Origin of the sequence: Luteimonas colneyensis (genome assembly GCF_014836665.1) — a bacterium.
In the GTDB taxonomy this organism is placed as follows: domain Bacteria; phylum Pseudomonadota; class Gammaproteobacteria; order Xanthomonadales; family Xanthomonadaceae; genus Luteimonas; species Luteimonas colneyensis.
Map to the genome: position 1 here is coordinate 115,972 of NZ_JACSQJ010000004.1, position 18,710 is coordinate 134,681.

At 72.1% G+C, this 18,710-nt stretch carries 15 protein-coding genes and 1 pseudogene; 3 read left to right on the forward strand and 13 right to left on the reverse strand.

What is annotated here, in order from left to right; genetic code table 11:
* The first annotated feature begins 29 nt into the window (after positions 1-29).
* Both H9645_RS08980 and H9645_RS08985 read left to right on the forward strand, forming a co-directional pair.
* Positions 30-1,199: an ABC transporter permease gene (locus H9645_RS08980; protein WP_191729365.1), complete on the forward strand. Its 1,170-nt coding sequence runs from the start codon at positions 30-32 to the stop codon at positions 1,197-1,199.
* 16 nt (positions 1,200-1,215) lie between these two features.
* A complete protein-coding gene (locus tag H9645_RS08985) occupies positions 1,216-2,538 on the forward strand; it encodes an ABC transporter permease (protein WP_191729366.1) in 1,323 nt (440 codons plus the stop codon).
* Positions 2,539-2,554: 16 nt separating this feature from the next.
* On the opposite strand, the gene rarD is transcribed toward H9645_RS08985, so the two are convergent.
* The 6 genes and pseudogenes from rarD to H9645_RS09015 all read right to left on the reverse strand — a co-directional run bounded on the left by rarD (position 2,555) and on the right by H9645_RS09015 (position 9,114).
* Positions 2,555-3,457 carry an EamA family transporter RarD gene (gene rarD / locus H9645_RS08990; protein ID WP_191729367.1) on the reverse strand — a complete coding sequence of 301 codons (903 nt, stop codon included), beginning with the start codon at positions 3,455-3,457 and terminating at the stop codon, positions 2,555-2,557.
* Positions 3,458-3,585: 128 nt separating this feature from the next.
* Positions 3,586-4,485: pseudogene (gene yedA, locus H9645_RS08995) on the reverse strand (drug/metabolite exporter YedA); the annotation flags it as partial.
* Positions 4,486-4,668: 183 nt separating this feature from the next.
* The gene (locus H9645_RS09000) at positions 4,669-6,855 is read right to left on the reverse strand and encodes a carboxy terminal-processing peptidase (protein ID WP_191729369.1); all 2,187 of its coding nucleotides are present in this window, start codon (positions 6,853-6,855) and stop codon (positions 4,669-4,671) included.
* Positions 6,856-7,021: 166 nt separating this feature from the next.
* Positions 7,022-8,032, reverse strand: a complete 1,011-nt coding sequence (gene lipA, locus H9645_RS09005) for a lipoyl synthase (protein WP_191729370.1) — start codon at positions 8,030-8,032, stop codon at positions 7,022-7,024.
* Between the two features lie 105 nt (positions 8,033-8,137).
* The gene (gene lipB / locus H9645_RS09010; RefSeq protein ID WP_318240520.1) at positions 8,138-8,848 is read right to left on the reverse strand and encodes a lipoyl(octanoyl) transferase LipB; all 711 of its coding nucleotides are present in this window, start codon (positions 8,846-8,848) and stop codon (positions 8,138-8,140) included.
* The gene (locus H9645_RS09015; protein ID WP_191729371.1) at positions 8,836-9,114 is read right to left on the reverse strand and encodes a DUF493 family protein; all 279 of its coding nucleotides are present in this window, start codon (positions 9,112-9,114) and stop codon (positions 8,836-8,838) included. Before H9645_RS09015 ends, lipB begins: the two co-directional genes overlap by 13 nt.
* 129 nt (positions 9,115-9,243) lie before the next feature.
* Here H9645_RS09015 and H9645_RS09020 point away from each other — a divergent pair, with 129 nt between their 5' ends.
* Entirely contained in the window at positions 9,244-10,158 is a 915-nt protein-coding gene (locus H9645_RS09020; RefSeq protein WP_191729372.1) for a CsgG/HfaB family protein, read from the forward strand.
* 9 nt (positions 10,159-10,167) lie between these two features.
* On the opposite strand, the gene H9645_RS09025 is transcribed toward H9645_RS09020, so the two are convergent.
* From H9645_RS09025 to mreC, 7 genes are all read right to left on the reverse strand, one after another.
* Positions 10,168-11,391, reverse strand: coding sequence for a D-alanyl-D-alanine carboxypeptidase family protein (locus H9645_RS09025; RefSeq protein ID WP_191729373.1), 1,224 nt, complete (start codon positions 11,389-11,391; stop codon positions 10,168-10,170).
* Positions 11,392-11,473: 82 nt separating this feature from the next.
* On the reverse strand, positions 11,474-12,865 hold the full coding sequence (locus tag H9645_RS09030) for a septal ring lytic transglycosylase RlpA family protein (RefSeq protein WP_191729374.1): 1,392 nt from the start codon (positions 12,863-12,865) through the stop codon (positions 11,474-11,476).
* A gap of 44 nt (positions 12,866-12,909) precedes the next feature.
* Positions 12,910-14,070 carry a lytic murein transglycosylase B gene (gene mltB, locus H9645_RS09035; RefSeq protein WP_191729375.1) on the reverse strand — a complete coding sequence of 387 codons (1,161 nt, stop codon included), beginning with the start codon at positions 14,068-14,070 and terminating at the stop codon, positions 12,910-12,912.
* 65 nt (positions 14,071-14,135) lie between these two features.
* Positions 14,136-15,248 carry a rod shape-determining protein RodA gene (gene rodA / locus H9645_RS09040; RefSeq protein ID WP_191729376.1) on the reverse strand — a complete coding sequence of 371 codons (1,113 nt, stop codon included), beginning with the start codon at positions 15,246-15,248 and terminating at the stop codon, positions 14,136-14,138.
* Positions 15,245-17,272 carry a penicillin-binding protein 2 gene (mrdA, locus tag H9645_RS09045; protein WP_318240521.1) on the reverse strand — a complete coding sequence of 676 codons (2,028 nt, stop codon included), beginning with the start codon at positions 17,270-17,272 and terminating at the stop codon, positions 15,245-15,247. Before mrdA ends, rodA begins: the two co-directional genes overlap by 4 nt.
* Positions 17,269-17,754 (reverse strand): rod shape-determining protein MreD, encoded by a 486-nt coding sequence (gene mreD / locus H9645_RS09050; protein ID WP_191729377.1) that lies wholly within the window; start codon positions 17,752-17,754, stop codon positions 17,269-17,271. The genes mrdA and mreD overlap by 4 nt, the downstream gene beginning before the upstream one ends.
* On the reverse strand, positions 17,751-18,707 hold the full coding sequence (mreC, locus tag H9645_RS09055) for a rod shape-determining protein MreC (RefSeq protein WP_191729378.1): 957 nt from the start codon (positions 18,705-18,707) through the stop codon (positions 17,751-17,753). The genes mreD and mreC overlap by 4 nt, the downstream gene beginning before the upstream one ends.
* Positions 18,708-18,710: the final 3 nt, after the last annotated feature.

Genomic DNA, 18,710 nt, shown 5'->3' on the forward strand with positions numbered 1-18,710 from the left:
CGCACGGGCCACCACCGGAGGGGCTTGCGATGAAGTACTTCCACCTGGTCTGGGCGGCGCTGTTCCGGCGCAAGACCCGCACCTTCCTGACCCTGGCCTCGATCGTGGCCGCGTTCCTGCTGTTCGGCCTGCTCGACGGCATCCGCACCAGCTTCGCCGAGCTCGGCCGGAACGCCGACGGCGCGCAGCGGCTGCAGACGGCGTCGAAGCTGTCGTTCATCGAGACCCTGCCGATCTCGCTGCAGTCGCGCATCGCCAGCATCGACAACATCGAGGCGGTGACGCACGCCAACTGGTTCGGCGGCGCCTACCAGGATCCGAAGAACCAGCTGTTCACCTTCGCGGTGGCGCCGAACTACCTCGACCTCTATCCCGAGATCGAAGTCGACCCGGCGCAACTCGAGGCCTGGAAGCGCAACCGCACCGGCATGCTGGTGGGCGAGGCGATGATGAAGCGCTTCGACTGGACCGTCGGCCAGCGCATCCCGCTGCAGTCCACCATCTATCCCAACAGCGACGGCAGCCTGGACTGGGCCTTCGACATCGTCGGCGTGCTGCGTGCGAAGGAAGGCGGCGCGGGCGGCGGATTCACCGATTCGCTGATCCTCATGCACTACGACTACTTCGAGGAATCCTCGCCCTATATCGACGGCGACGTCGGCTGGTACATCAGCCGTGTCTCCGACGTGCGCCGCAGCGACGCCGCGGCGAAGGCGATCGACGCGCTCTCGGCCAACTCGCCGCACGAGACCAAGACCATGAGCGAGCAGGCGGCGATGGCCTCGCAGCTCAAGCAGATGGCCGACATCGGCCTGATCGTGGGCTCGATCATGGGCGCGGTGTTCTTCACCCTGCTGCTGCTGACCGGCAACACCATGGCGCAGGCGGTGCGCGAGCGCACGTCCGAGTTGGCCGTGCTCAAGACGATCGGGTTCACCAGCACCAGCGTGCTGATGATGGTGCTGGCCGAATCGATGCTGATGGTGGTGATCGGCGGCGTCCTGGGCCTCGGCCTGGCGGCGGTGATCGGCAAGGCGGCGACGGCCGGCAGCGGTGGCCTCATCAACCTGCCGCCGGTGGGACTCGAAAGCTGGCTGCTGGGCCTGGGCCTGATGCTCGCGATCGGCCTGCTGGTCGGCGCGCTGCCGGCGATCCGCGCGATGCGCCTGAACATCGTCGACGCCCTCGCGGGCCGCTGACCGGGGAGAGACACGGATGAACCGTTTGAAGAAGCTGCTTCGTGGCGCGGGCCTGGTGCTGCTCCTGGTCGCCTTCCTCGCCGCCTGGATCGTGCTGCCCTGGCCGGCGCTGCTGGCGCTGGCGGTGGCGTTCGCGCTGTGGATGGTCCTCACCCGCAGCGGCCGCCAGGCCGCGTCGGTGACCGGCGTCGGCGTCAGCACGCTCGGCCAGCGCCTCGGCGCCTCGTCGGTGGTGGTGATCGGCATCGCCGGCGTGGTCGGCGTGCTGGTCGCGCTGCTGGCGATGGCCGAGGGCTACCGGCACACCGTCAGCAGCAGCGGCGATGAAGCGACCGCGATCGTGCTGCGCGGCGGCTCCTCGGCCGAGCTGATGTCGGTGATGACGCGCGATGCGATCACCACCATCGAGCGCGCACCGGAGATCGCGCGCGACGCCGACGGCCGGCCGCTGGCCTCGCCCGAGCTGGTGGTCGCGGCCAACCTGCCGCGGCGCGACAACGCCGCCGAGGACGGCAGCGTGCAGCTGCGCGGCGTCGGCGACATGGCCTGGGCGGTGCGTCCGAACGTGCAGCTGGTGGAAGGCCGGCGCTTCGAGCCAGGCAAGCGCGAGCTGGTGGTGGGCAAGGGCGCGCGGCGACAGTTCGCCCGCCTCGAGCCCGGCGCGGAGCTGCGCCTGGGCAACCAGCCCTGGACGGTGGTCGGCGTGTTCGAATCCGGCGACGGCATGGAGTCCGAGATCTGGGCCGACGCCGAGGTGGTCGCGACCACCTACCGCCGCGGCTCCAGCCGCGCCTCGGTCTTCGCGCGCCTGACGTCGCCGTCGGCGTTCAACGCCTTCAAGGCCACGCTCGACGCCGATCCGCGCCTGCAGGTGGAGGCGCAGACCACGCTGGCGTACTTCCAGGGCCAGTCGGCCGGCGTGTCGAAGGTGCTGAGCATCATCGGCATCGTCGTCGGCTCGATCATGGCGATCGGCGCGGTGTTCGGCGCGCTCAACACCATGTTCGCGACCGTCGCCTCGCGCGCCCGCGAGATCGCCACCCTGCGCGCGATCGGCTTCCGCGGCATCCCGGTGGTGGTCGCCGTGATGCTGGAAACCATGCTGTTGGCCGCGCTCGGCGGCGTGCTCGGCGGGCTGCTGGCCTGGCTGGTGTTCAACGGCTACACCGCGTCGACGCTTGCCGGGGGTGTGGCCCAGCTGACGTTCGAGTTCAAGGTGTCGCCGGAGCTGCTGAGGCAGGGCCTGAAGTGGGCGCTGGCGATCGGCTTCGTCGGCGGCCTGTTCCCGGCGCTGCGCGCGGCCACCATGCCGGTGACCGACGCCCTGCGCGCGGCGTGAAACTCGCGCCGGCGGATCAGGCCTGCTGCGCCACGATCCGCCGGCGTGCGCGGATGAAGCCGTCGATGGCGAACACCGCCAGGCCGACCCAGATGACCGCGAAGCCGATGGCGCGGTCGCGATCGAAGGACTCGCCGAACACCAGCACGCCGCACAGCAGCTGCAGCGTCGGCGCCAGGTACTGCAGCAGGCCGACGGTGGTCAGCGACACCTGGCGCACGGCGTAGGCGAAGCCGATCAGCGGCAGCGCCGTCAGCGCGCCGCCCAGCACCAGCAGCAGGTTGCTGCCCCAGCCCCAGCGCGCATCGGCGAAGCCGCCCTGCCCGCCCAGCTCCAGCCAGGCCAGCAGCGCCGCCGCCGGCACCAGCAGGTACAGGTTCTCCACGCCCAGTCCGGCCACCGCGTCGACCTGCGCCTGCCGCCGGATCAGCCCGTAGAAGGCGAACGAGGTGGCCAGCGCCAGCGCGATCCAGGGGAAGCTGCCGTAGTTGAAGGTCAGCCAGAGCACGCCGCAGGCCGCCAGCGCGACCGCCACCCACTGCGCCGGCAGCAGCCGCTCGCGCAGGAACACCACGCCGATCACCACGTTGAGCAGCGGGTTGATGAAGTAGCCCAGGCTGGTCTCGACCACGTGGCCGGCGTTGACCGCCCAGACGTACAGGCTCCAGTTGAAGCCGATCAGCAGGCCCGAGGCCAGCAGCATGCCGGCCAGCCGCGGCTGCGCGAACACCGCGCGCAGCCAGCCGCGCCCGCGGGTGAGCGTGAGGTAGGCGGCGACCAGCAGCGCCGACCACAGCGCGCGGTGCAGCACCACCTGCAGCGAGGGCACGTGCTTGAGCAGGTGCCAGTACAGCGGCATCAGGCCCCAGATGACGAAGGCCGCGACCGCCATCCACAGGCCGCGGGTGCGTGCGTCCATGCTCAACGGCGCGCTCCGGAGTCGACGAGTGGCGCGGCGGCGGCCGCGTCCGGGGCAGGCGCCGCGTCCGCGGTCGAGGCCGCGATCGGCTCGGCCACGGTCGACGGGGCCGGCTGTGGCGGCGCGCGGCGGCGCGCGCTGGCGATCGTGATCGCGACCACGCCGGCCAGGATCACCGCCATCGCGCCGAGGTCGTGGGCGCTGAAGCGTTCGCCGGCCAGCAGGGTGCCGAGCAGCACCGCGATCACCGGATTGACGTAGGCGTAGCTGCCCAGCAGGGTCGCGCGCACGTTCTGCAGCAGCCAGGCATAGGCCGAAAACGCCACGATCGAGCCGAACACGGCCAGGTAGGACACCGCCAGCCAGCCGCGCGGCGTCGGCATGGCCTCGATGCGCTCGCCGAGCAGGCCGCCGGCCATCGTGAGCAGCACGCCGCCGCAGAGCATCTGCGCGGCGGCGGCCATGAACGGCGACGGCAGCGCGCGCCCGCGGCTCCAGACCGAGCCGAAGGCCCAGGCCAGCGGCGCCACCAGCAGCGCGGCCAGGCCCACCGGCGACGCGGTGAGCGAGCTGCCGGCGTTGAGCCAGGCGACGCCGGCGAAGCCGATCGCCAGGCCGACGACCTCGAGCCGCGACGGCCGCTCGCCACGCAGCGCCGCGAACAGCCCGATCCACAGCGGGCACGAGGCCACCGCCACCGCGGCCAGCCCCGACGAGACCGTCTGCTGCGCGATGCAGACCATGCCGTTGCCGAGGCCCAGCAGCAGCAGGCCCATGACCCACAGGTCGCGCCACTGCGTGCGCGTGGGCGCAGGCACCCCGCGCAGGCGCAGCAGCGCATACAGCAGTCCGCCTGCGACCAGGAACCTGCAGCCCGCCATCAGCAGCGGCGGCCAGCCGCCCTCCAGCGCGAAGCGGATGCCGAGGTAGGTCGAACCCCAGACGACGTAGACCGCACCCAGCGCGAGCACGACCGCGGTCGCGCCCGGAGGCGTGCGGGAAGGGAGGGACGGCGAAGCGGCACCCATGGCGCGGTCCGGAACGTGTTCTGGGGGAGGAAGACGGCGGGAACCCGCCGACCGGTCCGGCATTCTACGCCGCCGGCGCCGCGCCTGTAGGAGCAGCTACAGCTGCGACGGCGCCCGGCCCGGCGTCGGAGGAAGCGGTCGCAGCTATAGCTGCTCCTACAGGCTGTGCCGTGGTGACAGGACTCAGCGGGCCCAGCGGCCCGGTCCGGTCGACTCCGGCAGCACCACGCCCGACAGCTTGCGGTCGGCGTCGAGCAGGCGCACGGCGTCGGCGAGGATGGCAGCGGACTCGCGCAGCAGCGGATCCGGGCGCTTCTCGGCGGCGTCCTCGCGCGCGGTGTCGGTGGCGATGTCGCGCTCGTTGGCGGTCAGGCCATCGTCGTCGGCCAGTTCCGCCAGCGGGTCGAGGTCCAGGCCCAGGCGCTTGCGCTCTTCCTGGCGCTGCGTGCGCTTGGCGGCCTGGCGGTCGCGCTCGGCGCGGCGCTCGGCCTCGTTGAGCGAGATGTACTCCTTCTCGGCCTCGGCGCGGAACTCGGCCACGTCCTCCTTCCACCACTGGAACTCGCGGTCGACCGCCACGCGTGCCGCATGCAGCTCGCCCAGCCGCGGCAGCAGCGGCGCGAAGTTGCCGTAGCGGATGTGCTGCACCGCGGAGATGCGGGTCCACGGCAGCGCGTTGTCATAGGTGCTTTCGCCGAACTCGCTGCCGTTGACCGTGGCCGGGAAGCGGACGTCGGGCACCACGCCCTTGTTCTGCGTGCTGCTGCCGCCGGGCAGGAAGAACTGCGCGATGGTCATCTTGACCTGGCCGTGGCGCGCGCCCTCGTTGGCCGGCCAGCGGTCGAGGTCGAACAGGTTCTGCACCGTGCCCTTGCCGAAGGTCGTCTCGCCGATGACCAGGCCGCGGCCGTAGTCCTGGATGGCGCCGGCCACGATCTCCGAAGCCGAGGCCGAGGCGCGATTCACCAGCACCGCCAGCGGCCCGTCCCAGGCGACGCCGGCCTTGCGGTCGGACTCCACGTTGACGCGGCCGCCCGACTCGCGCACCTGCACCACCGGGCCGGTGTCGATGAACAGGCCGGTCAGTTCAACCGCCTCGTTGAGCGAGCCGCCGCCGTTGTTGCGCAGGTCCAGCACCACGCCGTCGAGGTCCTTGCCGCGGAACTCGCCGAGGATGCGCGCCACGTCGCGGGTGGCCGAGGCGTAGTCGCCGTTGCGGCTGCGGCGACCCTCGAAGTCCTGGTAGAACGCCGGCAGCTCGATCACGCCGATGCGCCGGGCGTCGCCGGCGGGGCCGGCCGGGATGTCGAGCACCTTGGACTTCGCGGCCTGTTCCTCCAGCCGCACCTTGGCGCGCGTCAGCGTGATCCTCACCGGCTCGCTGTCGAGCAGCGCTTCCACCGGCACCACGTCCAGCCGCACCTGGCTGCCCGCCTTGCCCTTGATCCTGTCGACCACGTCGTCGATGCGCCAGCCGATCACGTCCTCCATCGGCCCGCTGCTGCCCTGGCCGACGCCGACGATGCGGTCGCCCGGCGTGAACTTGCCGCTGCCCGCGGCCGGGCCGCCGGCGATCAGCTCGCGGATGACCACCACGTCGTCCTGCTTCTGCAGCTGCGCGCCGATGCCTTCCAGCGACAGCGACATGCTCTGGGTGAACAGGTCCGCGGTGCGCGGGTTGAAGTAGTCGGTGTGCGGATCGATCGAGGCCGTGTAGGCATTGAGGAAGGTCTGGAACGCGTCTTCCTGGTTGAGCTGGGCGACGCTGGTGGCCATGTTGGCGTAGCGCTTGTCGAGCGTGGCGCGGATCTCGGCGGGCTCCTTGCCGGCCAGCTTCAGGCGCAGCCAGTCGTTGCGCACCGACTTCCGCCACAGCGCGTCGAGTTCGGCCTGGTCCTTGGCCCACGCCGCGTCCTCGCGGTCGTAGTACCAGCGCTCGTCGGCGTCGAAGTCGAAGATGTCCTGGCCCAGCAGGTCGCGCGCGTACTGCACGCGTTCGGCCACGCGCTGCTTGTAGATCGCGTACATCTCCATCGCCGCCGCGGTATCGCCCTCGCGCACGGCCTCGCCCAGCGTCGCCTCGTGGCGCCGGAAGCGCGCGACGTCGGCGGCGTCGAGGAACAGCTTGTTGCCGTCCAGCGCCTCGAGGTAGCGGCGGAAGATGTCCTGCGACAGCGTGGCGTCCAGCCCGCGCGGGCGGTAGGCGTAGCGGCTGTCCGAGAGCAGGCCGTAGACCAGCTTCGAGGTGGTGGCGTGGTCGGTCGAGGGACCGGCCGGGATCGCATCGCCGCCCGACCGCGCCATCAGCGCCAGGGGCATGGCCAGCGCCAGGGCGACGACGGAGGTGGACAGGGCTTGGCGTGCTTTCATGGACAGTGCTCGGTGCTCACGTGGGGAGGCGTCGCGTCATGCGCCAACATGGCCAGCCGGTGACGGGCTGCACAGTGCTGGAAGTCGCATGGAACGCCCTCGAGCCACTCTAACCGCGGCCCAGTGGCAAGGTGTGAACAATTCGCCAAGCGGCGCGAAGCCGCGTTCAGCCGGCGACGCCGGCCCCCGCGGCCTGCCGGTCGGCGTGGTAGGACGAACGCACCAGCGGCCCGGAGGCGACGTGGGTGAAGCCCAGCGCCATGCCGTAGTCCTCGAAGGCCTTGAACTCGTCCGGCGTCCAGTAGCGCAGCACCGGGTGGTGGTGCGCGCTGGGCTGCAGGTACTGCCCGATGGTGACCATGTCGACGTCGTGCGCGCGCAGGTCGCGCAGGGTGGCTTCCACCTGCTCCCGGGTCTCGCCCAGGCCGAGCATGATCCCCGACTTGGTGGCGACCTCCGGGTGCTGGGCCTTGAAGCGCTGCAGCAGGGTCAGCGACCACTGGTAGTCCGCGCCGGGGCGCACGTTGCGGTACAGGTCGGGCACGGTCTCGACGTTGTGGTTGAAGACGTCGGGCGGGTTGGCGGCCAGGATCTCCAGCGCGCGGTCCATGCGCCCCTTGCCACGGAAGTCCGGGGTGAGGATCTCGATCTTCGTGGCCGGCGTCTGCGCGCGGATGGCGGTGATGCAGTCGACGAAGTGCTGGGCGCCGCCGTCGCGCAGGTCGTCGCGGTCGACCGAGGTCACCACCACGTACTTCAGGCCCATGTCGGCGACGGTCTCGGCCAGGCGGCGCGGCTCGTCGGCGTCGGGCGGCTTCGGCCGGCCGTGGGCCACGTCGCAGAAGCTGCAGCGGCGGGTGCAGACCTCGCCGAGGATCATGAAGGTGGCGGTGCCGTGTCCGAAGCACTCGTGGATGTTCGGGCAGCTCGCGTCCTCGCAGACGGTGACCAGGCGGTTCTCGCGCAGCTTCGACTTCAGCGCCGCGACCGCGCCGTTGGACGGGATCCGCACCCGGATCCACGACGGCTTGCGCAGCACGGGCGCGTCCACGAACTCCACCGGCGAACGCGCGATCTTGTCGCCCGCCACCTGCTTCACCCCCGGCACCAGCGACGGCGGCGCGGCGTCGACCACGTTCAGCGGGATGGAGCGGGAGTTTTGGGCGGTATCGGACATGTTTTCTCTTGCCACGGATGAACGCGGATCACGCGGATTTACACGGATAAGGCAAAAGCCAAGGCAGGCATGTTCAGGGGCGAGGCTCTTCCATCTGTTTTCGCTTTATCCGCGTGAATCCGCGTGATCCGCGTTCATCCGTGGCAAAAGCGCTTGCTCTTCCGCAGCCTCGACAGGCGCGAGACCGAACTGCGCGGCAAGCGCCGCGACCAGCGGGGCCTGGGCGGCGTGGAGGCTTGCGGGACCGCCGCATTCTACCACCGAGGTCACGTCCAGCCCGGCGTAGCCGCAAGGGTTGATGCGGCGGAAGGGCTCGAGGTCCATGGCGATGTTGAAGGCCAGGCCGTGGAAGCTGCGGCCGTGGCGGACGCGGATGCCGAGCGCGGCGATCTTGGCGCCACTGTCGACGTAGACGCCCGGCGCGCCCTCGCGGCGCTGCGCGTGGATGTCCCAGCCGGCCAGGGTGTCGATGATCGCCTGCTCGATGCGGCAGACGTAGTCGCGCACGCCGATCCCCAGCCGCTTCAGGTCCAGCAGCGGATAGGCCACCAGCTGGCCGGGGCCGTGGTAGGTGACCTGTCCGCCGCGGTCGACCTTGAGCACCGGGATGTCGCCGGGCAGCAGCACATGCTCCGGCTTGCCGGCCTGGCCGAGGGTGAACACCGGATCGTGCTCGACCAGCCACAGCTCGTCGGGCGTGTCGGCATCGCGCGCATCGGTGAACGCCTGCATCGCGCGCCACACCGGCGCGTATTCCATCCGGCCGAGGTCGCGCACCCGCAGCGGCCGTGCCTCCACGGCGGCTACAGCGTCCACTTCACCTCGGGATGCTCGCGCAGCGCGGCGTGCGCGCTCTCGTATTCCTCGCGAGAGTTGGCGCGGAAGCTCAGGCGCACGGACACGAAGCGTCCGTTGCTGGACGGCCGGCTGGTCAGCGTCTCGTGCAGCACCGTCAGCCCGGCCGCGCGCAGCAGGTTCGGCACTTCCACCTCGAGCCCGGCCGAGGCCGGTCCCATCGCGGTGATCTCGAAGTCGCCGGGGAACTGGAAGCCGTGTTCAGGGTTGTCGGACTTGATTTCCATGCCACCGATTATGGGCCCGCGGGCGCGCGATCCCAATGCCACGGCTGGAACGTGCCGGCCCGGCGGCGGCCGCTCCCGTCGGGGCCTGCCGTATTGCGAGGAACCGGACCCGAATCCCAAGGAGCCCCCATGCCCCGCACGTCTCTCGCCGTTCTCGCCGCCTGCCTGCTGGCCGCGCCCCCGCTGGCCCTGGCGCAGGCGGCCACGGACGTCCCGGTCTGCCAGCGCAGCCTGGGCACCCTCGCCGTCATCGAACCCACCGGCCAGAACTGGTGGACCGGCCAGCGCCTGCCCTCGCCCGCGGCGCTGATCAAGGTCTACGTCAACCGCTCGCGCTGCTTCACCCTGGTCGATCGCGGCACCGGCATGCGCGCGATGCAGGCCGAACGCGCGCTGGCCGAATCAGGCGAGCTGCGCGGCGGTTCCAACATCGGCAAGGGCCAGGTCCGCGCCGCGGACTACGTGCTGGTGCCCGACGTGGTGTCGCAGAACCGCAACGCGGGCGGCACCAACATCGGCGGTATCGTCGGCGGCCTGCTCGGCAACCGCCGCGCCGCGGCGGTGGTCGGCGGCGTCAACCTCAAGCGCAGCAGCGCCGACGTCGTGCTGACCGTCACCGACGCGCGCTCGTCCGAACAGGTGGCGATGGCCGAGGGCCACGCCACGAAGACCGATGTCGGCTGGCGCGGCGGCGGCGGCGGGATCGGCGGCGCGCTGCTCGCCGGCGGCGCCTCGGGCTACGCCAATACCGAGATCGGCCAGGTGGTGGCCCAGGCCTATATCCAGGCGTATTCCGACCTGGTCGCCCAGCTCGGCGGGCTGCCCACCGACGCGTCGGCCGCGAACGTGGCCCAGGCGGTGACGATGACCCGGCCGGGCCGGCTGCTGGCCTCGGCCGACGGCAGCGGTGCCGCCGTGCGCGACCTCGAGCCCGGGATGCTGCTCTATCCCACCGGCACGAAGGCCGGCACGATGTGGGAAGTCGAGGACGAGGTCGGCAACCGCGGCTGGGTCAACTCGACCCAGCTGTCGAACGCGCGCTGACGCGGGGCCTCAGAGCGACTGCCACCACATCAGCAGCTCGTGCCACAGGCGCTTGAAGAACCCGGCCTCCGGCACGTCTTCGAGCGCCACCAGCGGCGCCTCGGCCACCAGCTTGCCGTCGAGCATCACCCGCACCTTGCCGACGGCCTGGCCCTTGGCGAGCGGCGCCACCAGGGTGCGCGGCACGTCCATGCTCGGCTGCAGCTTCGCGTACTGGCCGCGCTGCATGCTCACCAGCAGCGGCTGGGCCACGCCCAGGCCGATCTCGTTGGTCTCGCCCTTCCACACCTTCTGGGTGGCCATCGGCGCGCCGGGCGTGTACAGCTCGTGGGTCTCGAAGAAGCGGAAACCCCAGTTGAGCAGGGCCTGCGAATCGGTCGCACGCTGGCTTTCGCTGGTCGAACCCATCACCACCGAGATCAGGCGCTGGTCGCCGCGCTTGGCCGAGGCCATCAGGCAGTAGCCGGCGCCGGAATGGTGGCCGGTCTTGATGCCGTCCACGCTCTTGTCGCGCCACAGCAGCACGTTGCGGTTGCGCTGGGTGATCGGGCCGACGGTGAATTCCTTGATCGCGTTGTAGGCGTAGTGCTCGGGGAAGTCGCGCGCCAACGCGCGGCCGAGCGTCGCCAGGTCGCGTGCGGTCGAGTAGTGCTCCGGGCCCGACAGCCCGGTCGCGTTCTCGAAGTGGGTGTCCTTCATGCCCAGGCGCGCGGCATGGGCGTTCATCAGCGAGGCGAAGGCCTCCTCGGAGCCGGCGATGTGCTCGGCCAGGGCGATGGCGGCGTCGTTGCCCGACTGCACGGTCATGCCCTTCTCCATCTCCAGCAGCTTCGCGGTCTTGTTGACCTCGAAGCCGCTGTAGCTGCCGTCGGTGCCGGCGCCGCCGGTGCGCCAGGCGTTGACGGTCATCATGACGTCGTCGTCGTTGCTGATCTTGCCGGCAGCCATCTCGGCGGCGATCACATAGCTGGTCATCACCTTGGTGATGCTCGCCGGTTCGACGCGCTCGTCGACGTTCTCGCCGGCCAGCACCTGGCCGGTGGCGTAGTCCATCAGCAGCCATGCGGTCCCGGTCACGTCGGGCGCGTCCGGAACCGGCAGCTGGTCGCTCAGCGCGGCCGCGGGAGCGGCGGCCGGGGTCGGCGCGGGCGCGGGATCCTGGGCAAAGGCGAGGCCGAGCGTGGCGGCGGAAACGGCGGCGAGCAGCGCGACGCGGGCGGCGTGGGCTTTCATCAGGCGGGAAACTCCGGGAATTTCGGGCCACCCGTGTCCGGGCGGCGTGGACAGTCGTTGATTCTGATTCTACCCGCGCGGGTCACTCGCGCACGGGCTGCGGCGCCCCGAAGCCGAGACCGGCGACGCGGGCGCTGAGGGCCGCGACCGTCGTCGGCGCGACCGGACCCACGCGCAGGCGCCACACCGGCTTGCCCGCCGAGGTGCCGTCCTGCAGGCGGGCCTCACCGATGCCGGCACCGCGCAGCATCGCCAGCGCGCGCTCGGCGTTGTCGCGCGAGCCGAAGGCCGCGACCTGGAGCAGGATGCCGCCAGCGGTGGCCGACGGGGCGGCCCGGGTGGCACCGGCGGACGCGCCCGTTGCCGACGCGGTTGTCGGCGACGCGGCCGCAGGCATCGCGGCCGCGGGCGTGGCGGTCGGCGCGGCCGCAGCGCCGATGCCCGACGGGGCCTCCGCGGCCAGGCGCGGGTCCCTCGGCTCCGGCGTGCCTGCGCGGCCGGTGGCCACGCGCGCGCGGCGCGCCTTCATCCAGGCGTCGAACTCGTCGGCGGTCATCGCGCGGCCGTCCTGGTGCATATCGAAGCGCCAATCGCCTGCGGACGGCGCCGACGACGCCGGCGCGGCGGTGGCCTGCGCGTGGCCCTGCTCCGGCGCCGAGGCGTCCGCGTGCAGCGCAGCCGGCTGCGACACCGCGGCGACCAGCGCCGCCGGCGCCACCGGGCCCTGCACCGCCGCCACCAGCCCGTCCATGCCGCTCGGCGCTGCCGGCCGCGGCGCGCCGCTGGCCACGCGCACGCCGGGCGGCAGCCCGGTCGCGGGATCCACCGCCGCCGTGCGCACGTCGGCCGGGCGTTCGCGGGCGTTCTCGCCCGGGCCCAGCGCGCGCACTTCCACGCGCGCGGTGCCGCGCGGATGCACGCCGATCTTCACCGCGGCGGCGTAGCTGAGATCGACCACGCGTCCCTCGTGGAACGGACCGCGGTCGTTGACGCGCACCACCACCGACTGGCCGGTCTCGAGGTTGGTCACGCGCGCGAAGCTCGGCAGCGGCAGCGACTTGTGCGCGGCGGTGAACGCGTACATGTCGTAGACCTCCTGGTTGGAGGTGCGGCGGCCGTGGAACTTCTGGCCGTAGTAGGACGCCAGCCCGGTCTCGACGAAGCCTTCGGTGTCGTCGAGCACGCGGTAGGTCCGGCCCAGGACCTTGTACGTCGGGCCGTTGCCGTAGCGCGAGCGCGGCAGCGCCATCACCTCGGGCTCGGGGATCGCATCCACGTCGGGCAGGTAGTCCGGGATGGTGTCGGAAACCCCGGGCTTGTAGAGGCCGCCGGCGACGTAGTCGCCGCGCGTGGACGGATCCTCCTGCGCAGGCGCGTAGGGCGACACCTTCGGGCCTGGAGCGGCCGGCGCAGCGGTGTCCGCGGGCGCGTCGCGCTTCGGCGTGCCCGCGCAACCGGCGAGCAGCACGGCCATGGCGGCGACCGACCAGCACGCGGCCCGCGCGCGCCGGAGGCGCATCACGGCCCGCGCCCCGCGATCGCCTGCGCGAGCTGGTGCACCGCCAGCGAGTACATCGGCGAGCGGTTGTAGCGGCTGATGACGTAGAAGTTGCGGTAGCCGAGCCAGTATTCGCGGCCGGCCTCGCCGTCGAGCGCGATCACGGTCGCGCCCTCGCCCACCGGTTCGCCGGCGCGCGGAGTGAAGCCCAGCTCCGCCAGGCGCGACAGCGGGTGGTCGGGCTCGAGCGACTTCGGGTCGCCGCTGGGCACGAACTCGGCCGCGCCTTCGGCCTTGTCGGCGCGCGCGACCACCGGGCCGCCGCGCTCCCAGCCATGCACCACGAAATAGTTCGCGATCGACGCGAACACGTCGGGCTTGTGGGTCAGCAGGTCGCGCTGTCCGTCGCCGTCGCCGTCCTTCGCCCACAGGCGGTAGCTCGACGGCATGAACTGGCCCATGCCCATGGCGCCGGCATAGCTGCCCTTGAGCGCGGGGATGTCGAGCTGCGGCTCTTCCTTCGCGAGCGCGAACAGCTGCGCCAGCTCGCCGGCGAAGAAGGGCGCGCGCTTCGGGAAGCCGAAGGCCAGGGTATACAGCGCGTCGAGCACGCGATGGTTGCCGGTGATGCGGCCATAGCTGGTCTCGACGCCGATGATGGCGACGATGTACTCCGCCGGGACGCCGGTCTCCGCGGCCACGCGGTCGAGCGCCTCGCGGTTTTCGGCGTAGAAGGCCTTGCCGCCGCTGATGCGCGCGTCGTTGATGAAGATCGGCCGGTAATCGCGCCAGGGACGCACGGCCTCGGCGGGGCGGGACATCGCGTCGATGATCGACTGCTTGTGCGCGGCGCCGGCCAGCACGCTGCGGATGTGCGCGGGGTCCACGCCGTAGGTGCTGGCGGTGTAGTCGACGAAGTTGGCGATGCGCTGCGTGCGGTCGATCGCCGGATCGGTCACGGCGGGCGGCGCCACCGGCCGCTCCGGCGGCTGCGGCACCGCCGGCAGCAGGCCGGGCGCGGACGCCGTGGCAGCGGGCACGACCGCCACCGGGGCGGCTTCGCCGGCGATGGCCGGGGCATGGACGAAGGCGGAGGGCGCGCAGGCGGCGAGCAGCAGCGGCGCGGCCAGGACCGGCAGCAGGCGCGGTCGAGAGGGGGTCGGTCGCGGGTGTCGGTTCATCGGCGGCGAGGTTAGCACGCAGCTGCGGCGCGTCCGGGTGCCGCGTTCATGCCCGGTTGTGGCTGTCAGCGCCCGCGCACGGGGCGCCCGGCATGCACCGCCATGACCACGCCCATGCCCGCGAGCAGCGACACCGCCGCGGTGCCGCCGAAGCTGAGCAGCGGCATCGGCACGCCCACCACCGGCAGCAGGCCGGAGATCATGCCGCCGTTGACCAGCACGTAGACGAACAACGCCAGCCCGAGGCCGCCTGCCAGCAGGCGCCCGAAGCCGTCGCGCGACTCCGCCGCGATCCACAGGCAGCGCCCCACCACCACCAGGTACAGGGCCAGCACCGTGACCACGCCGAGCCAGCCGAACTCCTCCGACAGCACCGCGAAGATGAAGTCCGTGGTGTGCTCGGGCACGTAGTTGAGGTGCGACTGCGAGCCCTGGCCCCAGCCCTGCCCGCGCAGCCCGCCGGAGCCGATCGCGATCTTGGACTGGATGATGTTCCAGCCCGCTCCGAGCGGATCCGACTCGGGGTCGAGGAAGGTCAGGATCCGGTCCTTCTGGTAGGGCCGCAGCAGCCAGAACCAGGCCACCGGCGCCACGGCGGCCACGCCGGCCGCCGCCGCCACGAACCACCACCACGACATGCCCGCCAGGAACAGCACGAAGACGCCGCTGCTGGCCACCAGCATCGCGGTGCCGAAGTCCGGCTGCAGCAGGATCAGGCCGGTCGGGACCGCCACCAGCAGCAGGCTCGCCACCGTCGTCGCGAAGGACGGCGGCAGCGGGCGCGTGTTGAGGTACCAGGCGACCATCATCGGCAGGCTGAGCTTGAGCAGCTCGGAGGGCTGGAAATAGAACACGCCCAGGTCGAGCCAGTGCGCACCGCTGCGGCCGGTGCCCAGGAACAGCACCGCGACCAGCGGCAGCAGCGACAGCAGGTAGGCCACCGGCGCGGCGTCGCGCAGGCGCATGAGCGGCACCCGCGACAGCAGCCACAGGACGCCCAGCCCGACGCCGTAGCGGGCGCCCTGCGAGACCACCAGCGCGGGGTTCTGGCCCCCGGCGCTGTGCAGCACGGCCAGGCCGATGCCCATCAGTGCCACCAGTGCGCCCAGCAGCACCCAGTCCAGCGTGCGCACGAAGCGCAGCACCAGGTCGAGCAGGAAGCGCAGGATCACGTTCATCGCGCGGCGCCTTCGGGCACGGGCGGTGCCAGCGGCGCGGGCGCCGGGTCGCCGGACGCGGATGGCGCGGGTACGGCGAAGGTCGAGCCCGCCCCCGGGAGCACGGCCGACTGGACGCCTTCGAACAGGTCGACCACCGGCACTTCCTCGCCCTCCGCCGTCGGCACCGCCGGCATCTCGCCCAGCAGCCAGGCATCGAAGATCCGGCGCGCGATCGGCGCCGCGGTCGAGCCGCCGTAGCCGCCGTGCTCCACGACCACGGCCAGCGCGATGGTCGGATTCTCCGCAGGGGCGTAGCCGGCGAACAGCGCCTGGTGGCGCAGGTGGTAGGGCAGCGTTCGCGGGTCGAGGCTGGCGCTGCCGCGGCGGCTGATCTTCTGCGCGGTGCCGGTCTTGCCGGCCATGCGGTAGGGCGCCCCGCGCGCCATCGCGACGGCGGTGCCGCGACCGTGAATGGTGTTCTCCATGCCTTCCTGCACCGCGCGCAGGTGGTCTGGATTGTCCGTGATCAGCGGCGCCGGCGCGGCCGGCAGCGGCGACCAGGGCGCGTCGTAGCCGGTGCGGCGCTCGGCAACCAGGCGCAGCGGGTGCAGGCGGCCGCCATTGGCGATCGCCGCGGTGCCGCGCGCCATCTGCAGCGCCGTGGCCACCCAGTAGCCCTGGCCGATGCCGGCGATCACGGTCTCACCCGGGTACCAGGGCTCGCGGCTGTTCCTCGCCTTCCATTCGCGCGAAGGGACGATGCCGGCGCTCTCGCCGGTGAGGTCGATGCCGGTGGGCTCGCCGAAGCCGTAGCGGTGCATGTACTCCGCCAGCCGGTCGATGCCCATGTCGTAGGCGAGCTTGTAGTAGTAGTAGTTGATCGAGCGCGAGATCGAATCGCGCAGGTCCACCCAGCCGCCGCCGCGGCCGGCGTCGCGATAGCCGCGGCTCTGCCCGGGAATGAAGAACTCGCCGGTGGAGAACACGCGGCTTTCCGGCGTGCGCAAGCCGCTGTCGACGCCGGCCAGCGCCACGAAGGGCTTCACGATCGAGCCCGGCGGCCCGCCACCCAGCACGTTGCGGTTGAACAGCGGCCGCGCCGGATCGTCCATCAGCGCGCGGTAGTCGGTGTTGGAGATGCCGTTGACGAACAGGTTGGGGTCGTAGCTGGGCAGGCTGACCATCGCCAGCACCTGGCCGGTGGCGGGATCCACCGCCACCGCCGAGCCCTGCATGTCGCCGAAGGCGGCCACCATCGCCTGCTGCAGCTCGACGTCGATCGACAGCCTCAGGTCGGCCCCGGCGGTGGCCGGCACCAGGCCGAGCCGGCCCAGCGCGCGGCCTTCGACGTTGGTCTCCACCTGCTCGTAGCCGACGACGCCGCGCAGCAGCTCGTCGTAGTAGCGCTCGAGGCCGGTGCGGCCGGTGTGCGTGAACACCCCGTGCGCCTCGCCGAAGCGCGCGATGTCGTCCTCGTCGGTGCGGCCGACGTAGCCGACGACGTGGGCCAGCAGGTCGCCATAGGGATACCGGCGGTTGAGGTAGGGCACCAGCTCGACGCCGGGGAAGCGCCACCGTTCGACCGCGAAGCGCGCGGCCTCGTCGTCGCCGATGCGCAGCTTGAGCGGGATCGCGCGGAACCCGCGCGCGCCCTTGCGCGCCGCCTCGAAGCGTTCGATGTCCTCGGGCGCAAGCTCGACCACCTGCGACAGCGCCTCGATCAGCGCCTGCGGGTCGCCGGCCTCCTCAGGGGTCACGTCCAAGCGGTAGGCCGGCACGTTGTCGGCCAGGATCCGGCCTTCGCGGTCGAGGATCAGCCCGCGCCCCGGCACCACCGGCCGCGGCTTGATGCGGTTGGCCTCGGAGCGCTTGGCGTAGTCGTCGTGGTCGAGCACCTGCAGCTTGAAGTACCAGCCCGCAAGCCCCGCCAGCGACAGCAGCACCACGGCGAAGCCGGACAGCGCGCGCCCGCGGAACAGCCGCGCCTCGGCCTCGGGATTGCGCAGCCGCCGGGCAGGCCGGCCGCGCCTGCCGGCGATCACAGGCGTGCGCCGCGGCCCATGCGCAGCGCGTCGAGCAGCACGAACAGCGGCGCCCAGAGCAGCATGCCCACCAGCGGCGCCCACCAGTAGGCCAGCGGCAGCACCGGCTCGCCGAGCGCGAGGTGGACGACGGTGCTGATGACGCGGTCGTTGAGCAGCAAGCCGCCGATCGCCAGCGCCTGCTGCGGGATCGGGAAGAAGCGCAGCTGGGTGCGGAAGCGCTGCAGGATGAAGGTCATCACCACCAGCCGCAGCGCCTGCTCGCCGAGCAGGCCGCCGAAGGCGACGTCGGCGACCAGTCCGACCAGGAACGCGAAGCCCAGGCCCACGCGCTCGCTGTCCTCGATCACCCAGTAGGCGATGACCAGCGCCAGCCAGTACGGCCTCAGCGGCTGCAGCAGCCCGGGCATCGGCAGCAGGCCGAGCAGCAGCGCCAGCACCACGCTGATCGGCAGCACCCAGGCACGGCCGCGCGCGGTCACGGCGCGGGCTCCGCGGGCGGCGCGGCGGCGTCCGGGGCAGGTGCCGCGGCGGTCTCCGTGGCGGCGTCCGGCGCAGCGTCCTCGGCGGGTGCCGGCGTGGCCAGGGCAGGCGCGGCAGCCTCCCGCCGCAGCAGCAGCACGTCGCGGCCGCGGTCGAGCTGGGCCGCGGCATCGACGTCGCCGACCAGGAAGGCGCGGCTGTCGTCGGGACGCAGGGTCGCGATCGTGCCGACCGGGAATCCCGGCGGGAAGCGGCCGCCGAGGCCCGAGGTGATCAGTACGTCGCCGGGGCGGACGTCGCTCGACAGCGGCACGTTGCGCAGTTCAAGCACGTCGCTGCGGCCGGTGCCATAGATGATCAGGCGCACGCCCGTGCGCGCGACCGCCACCGGCACAGCATGGTCGGGATCGGTCAGCAGCAGCACGGTGGCGGTGGTCGGGGTGGCCTCGATCACCTGGCCCACCAGGCCACCGGCGTCGATCACCGCCTGGCCGCGGCGCACCCCGCTCGCCGTGCCGGCGTTGAGCATCAGGCGCTGGCGCGTCGGGTCGAGGTCGACATCGAGGATGGGCGCGAGCTGCACTTCGTGCCCGCCGCGCTCGGCGGCCCCGAGCAGGCCCCGCAGGCGCGCGTTCTCCTCCGCCTCGACCTGCAGCCGCGCCTGGCGCGCCGCAGCCAGCAGCAGCTCGTTGCGCAGGACGCGGTTCTCCTCGGCCAGCCGCGTGCGCGTGGCGGCATCGTCGCGCAGGCTCTCACCCATGCGCGACGGTAGCCCCGCCAGCCACCACAGCGGCTGCATGGCGACGCTGGCATGCCCGCGGACCTGGGCCAGCCAGTCGCCGCGGTGATCCATCACGATGAGCGCCACCGAAATCGCGAGATAGGCCAGCAGGCGCAGCGTGCCGGCAACGTCACTGGATCGGGGGGTGGCGGGACCGGCGTAGCTGGACACTGT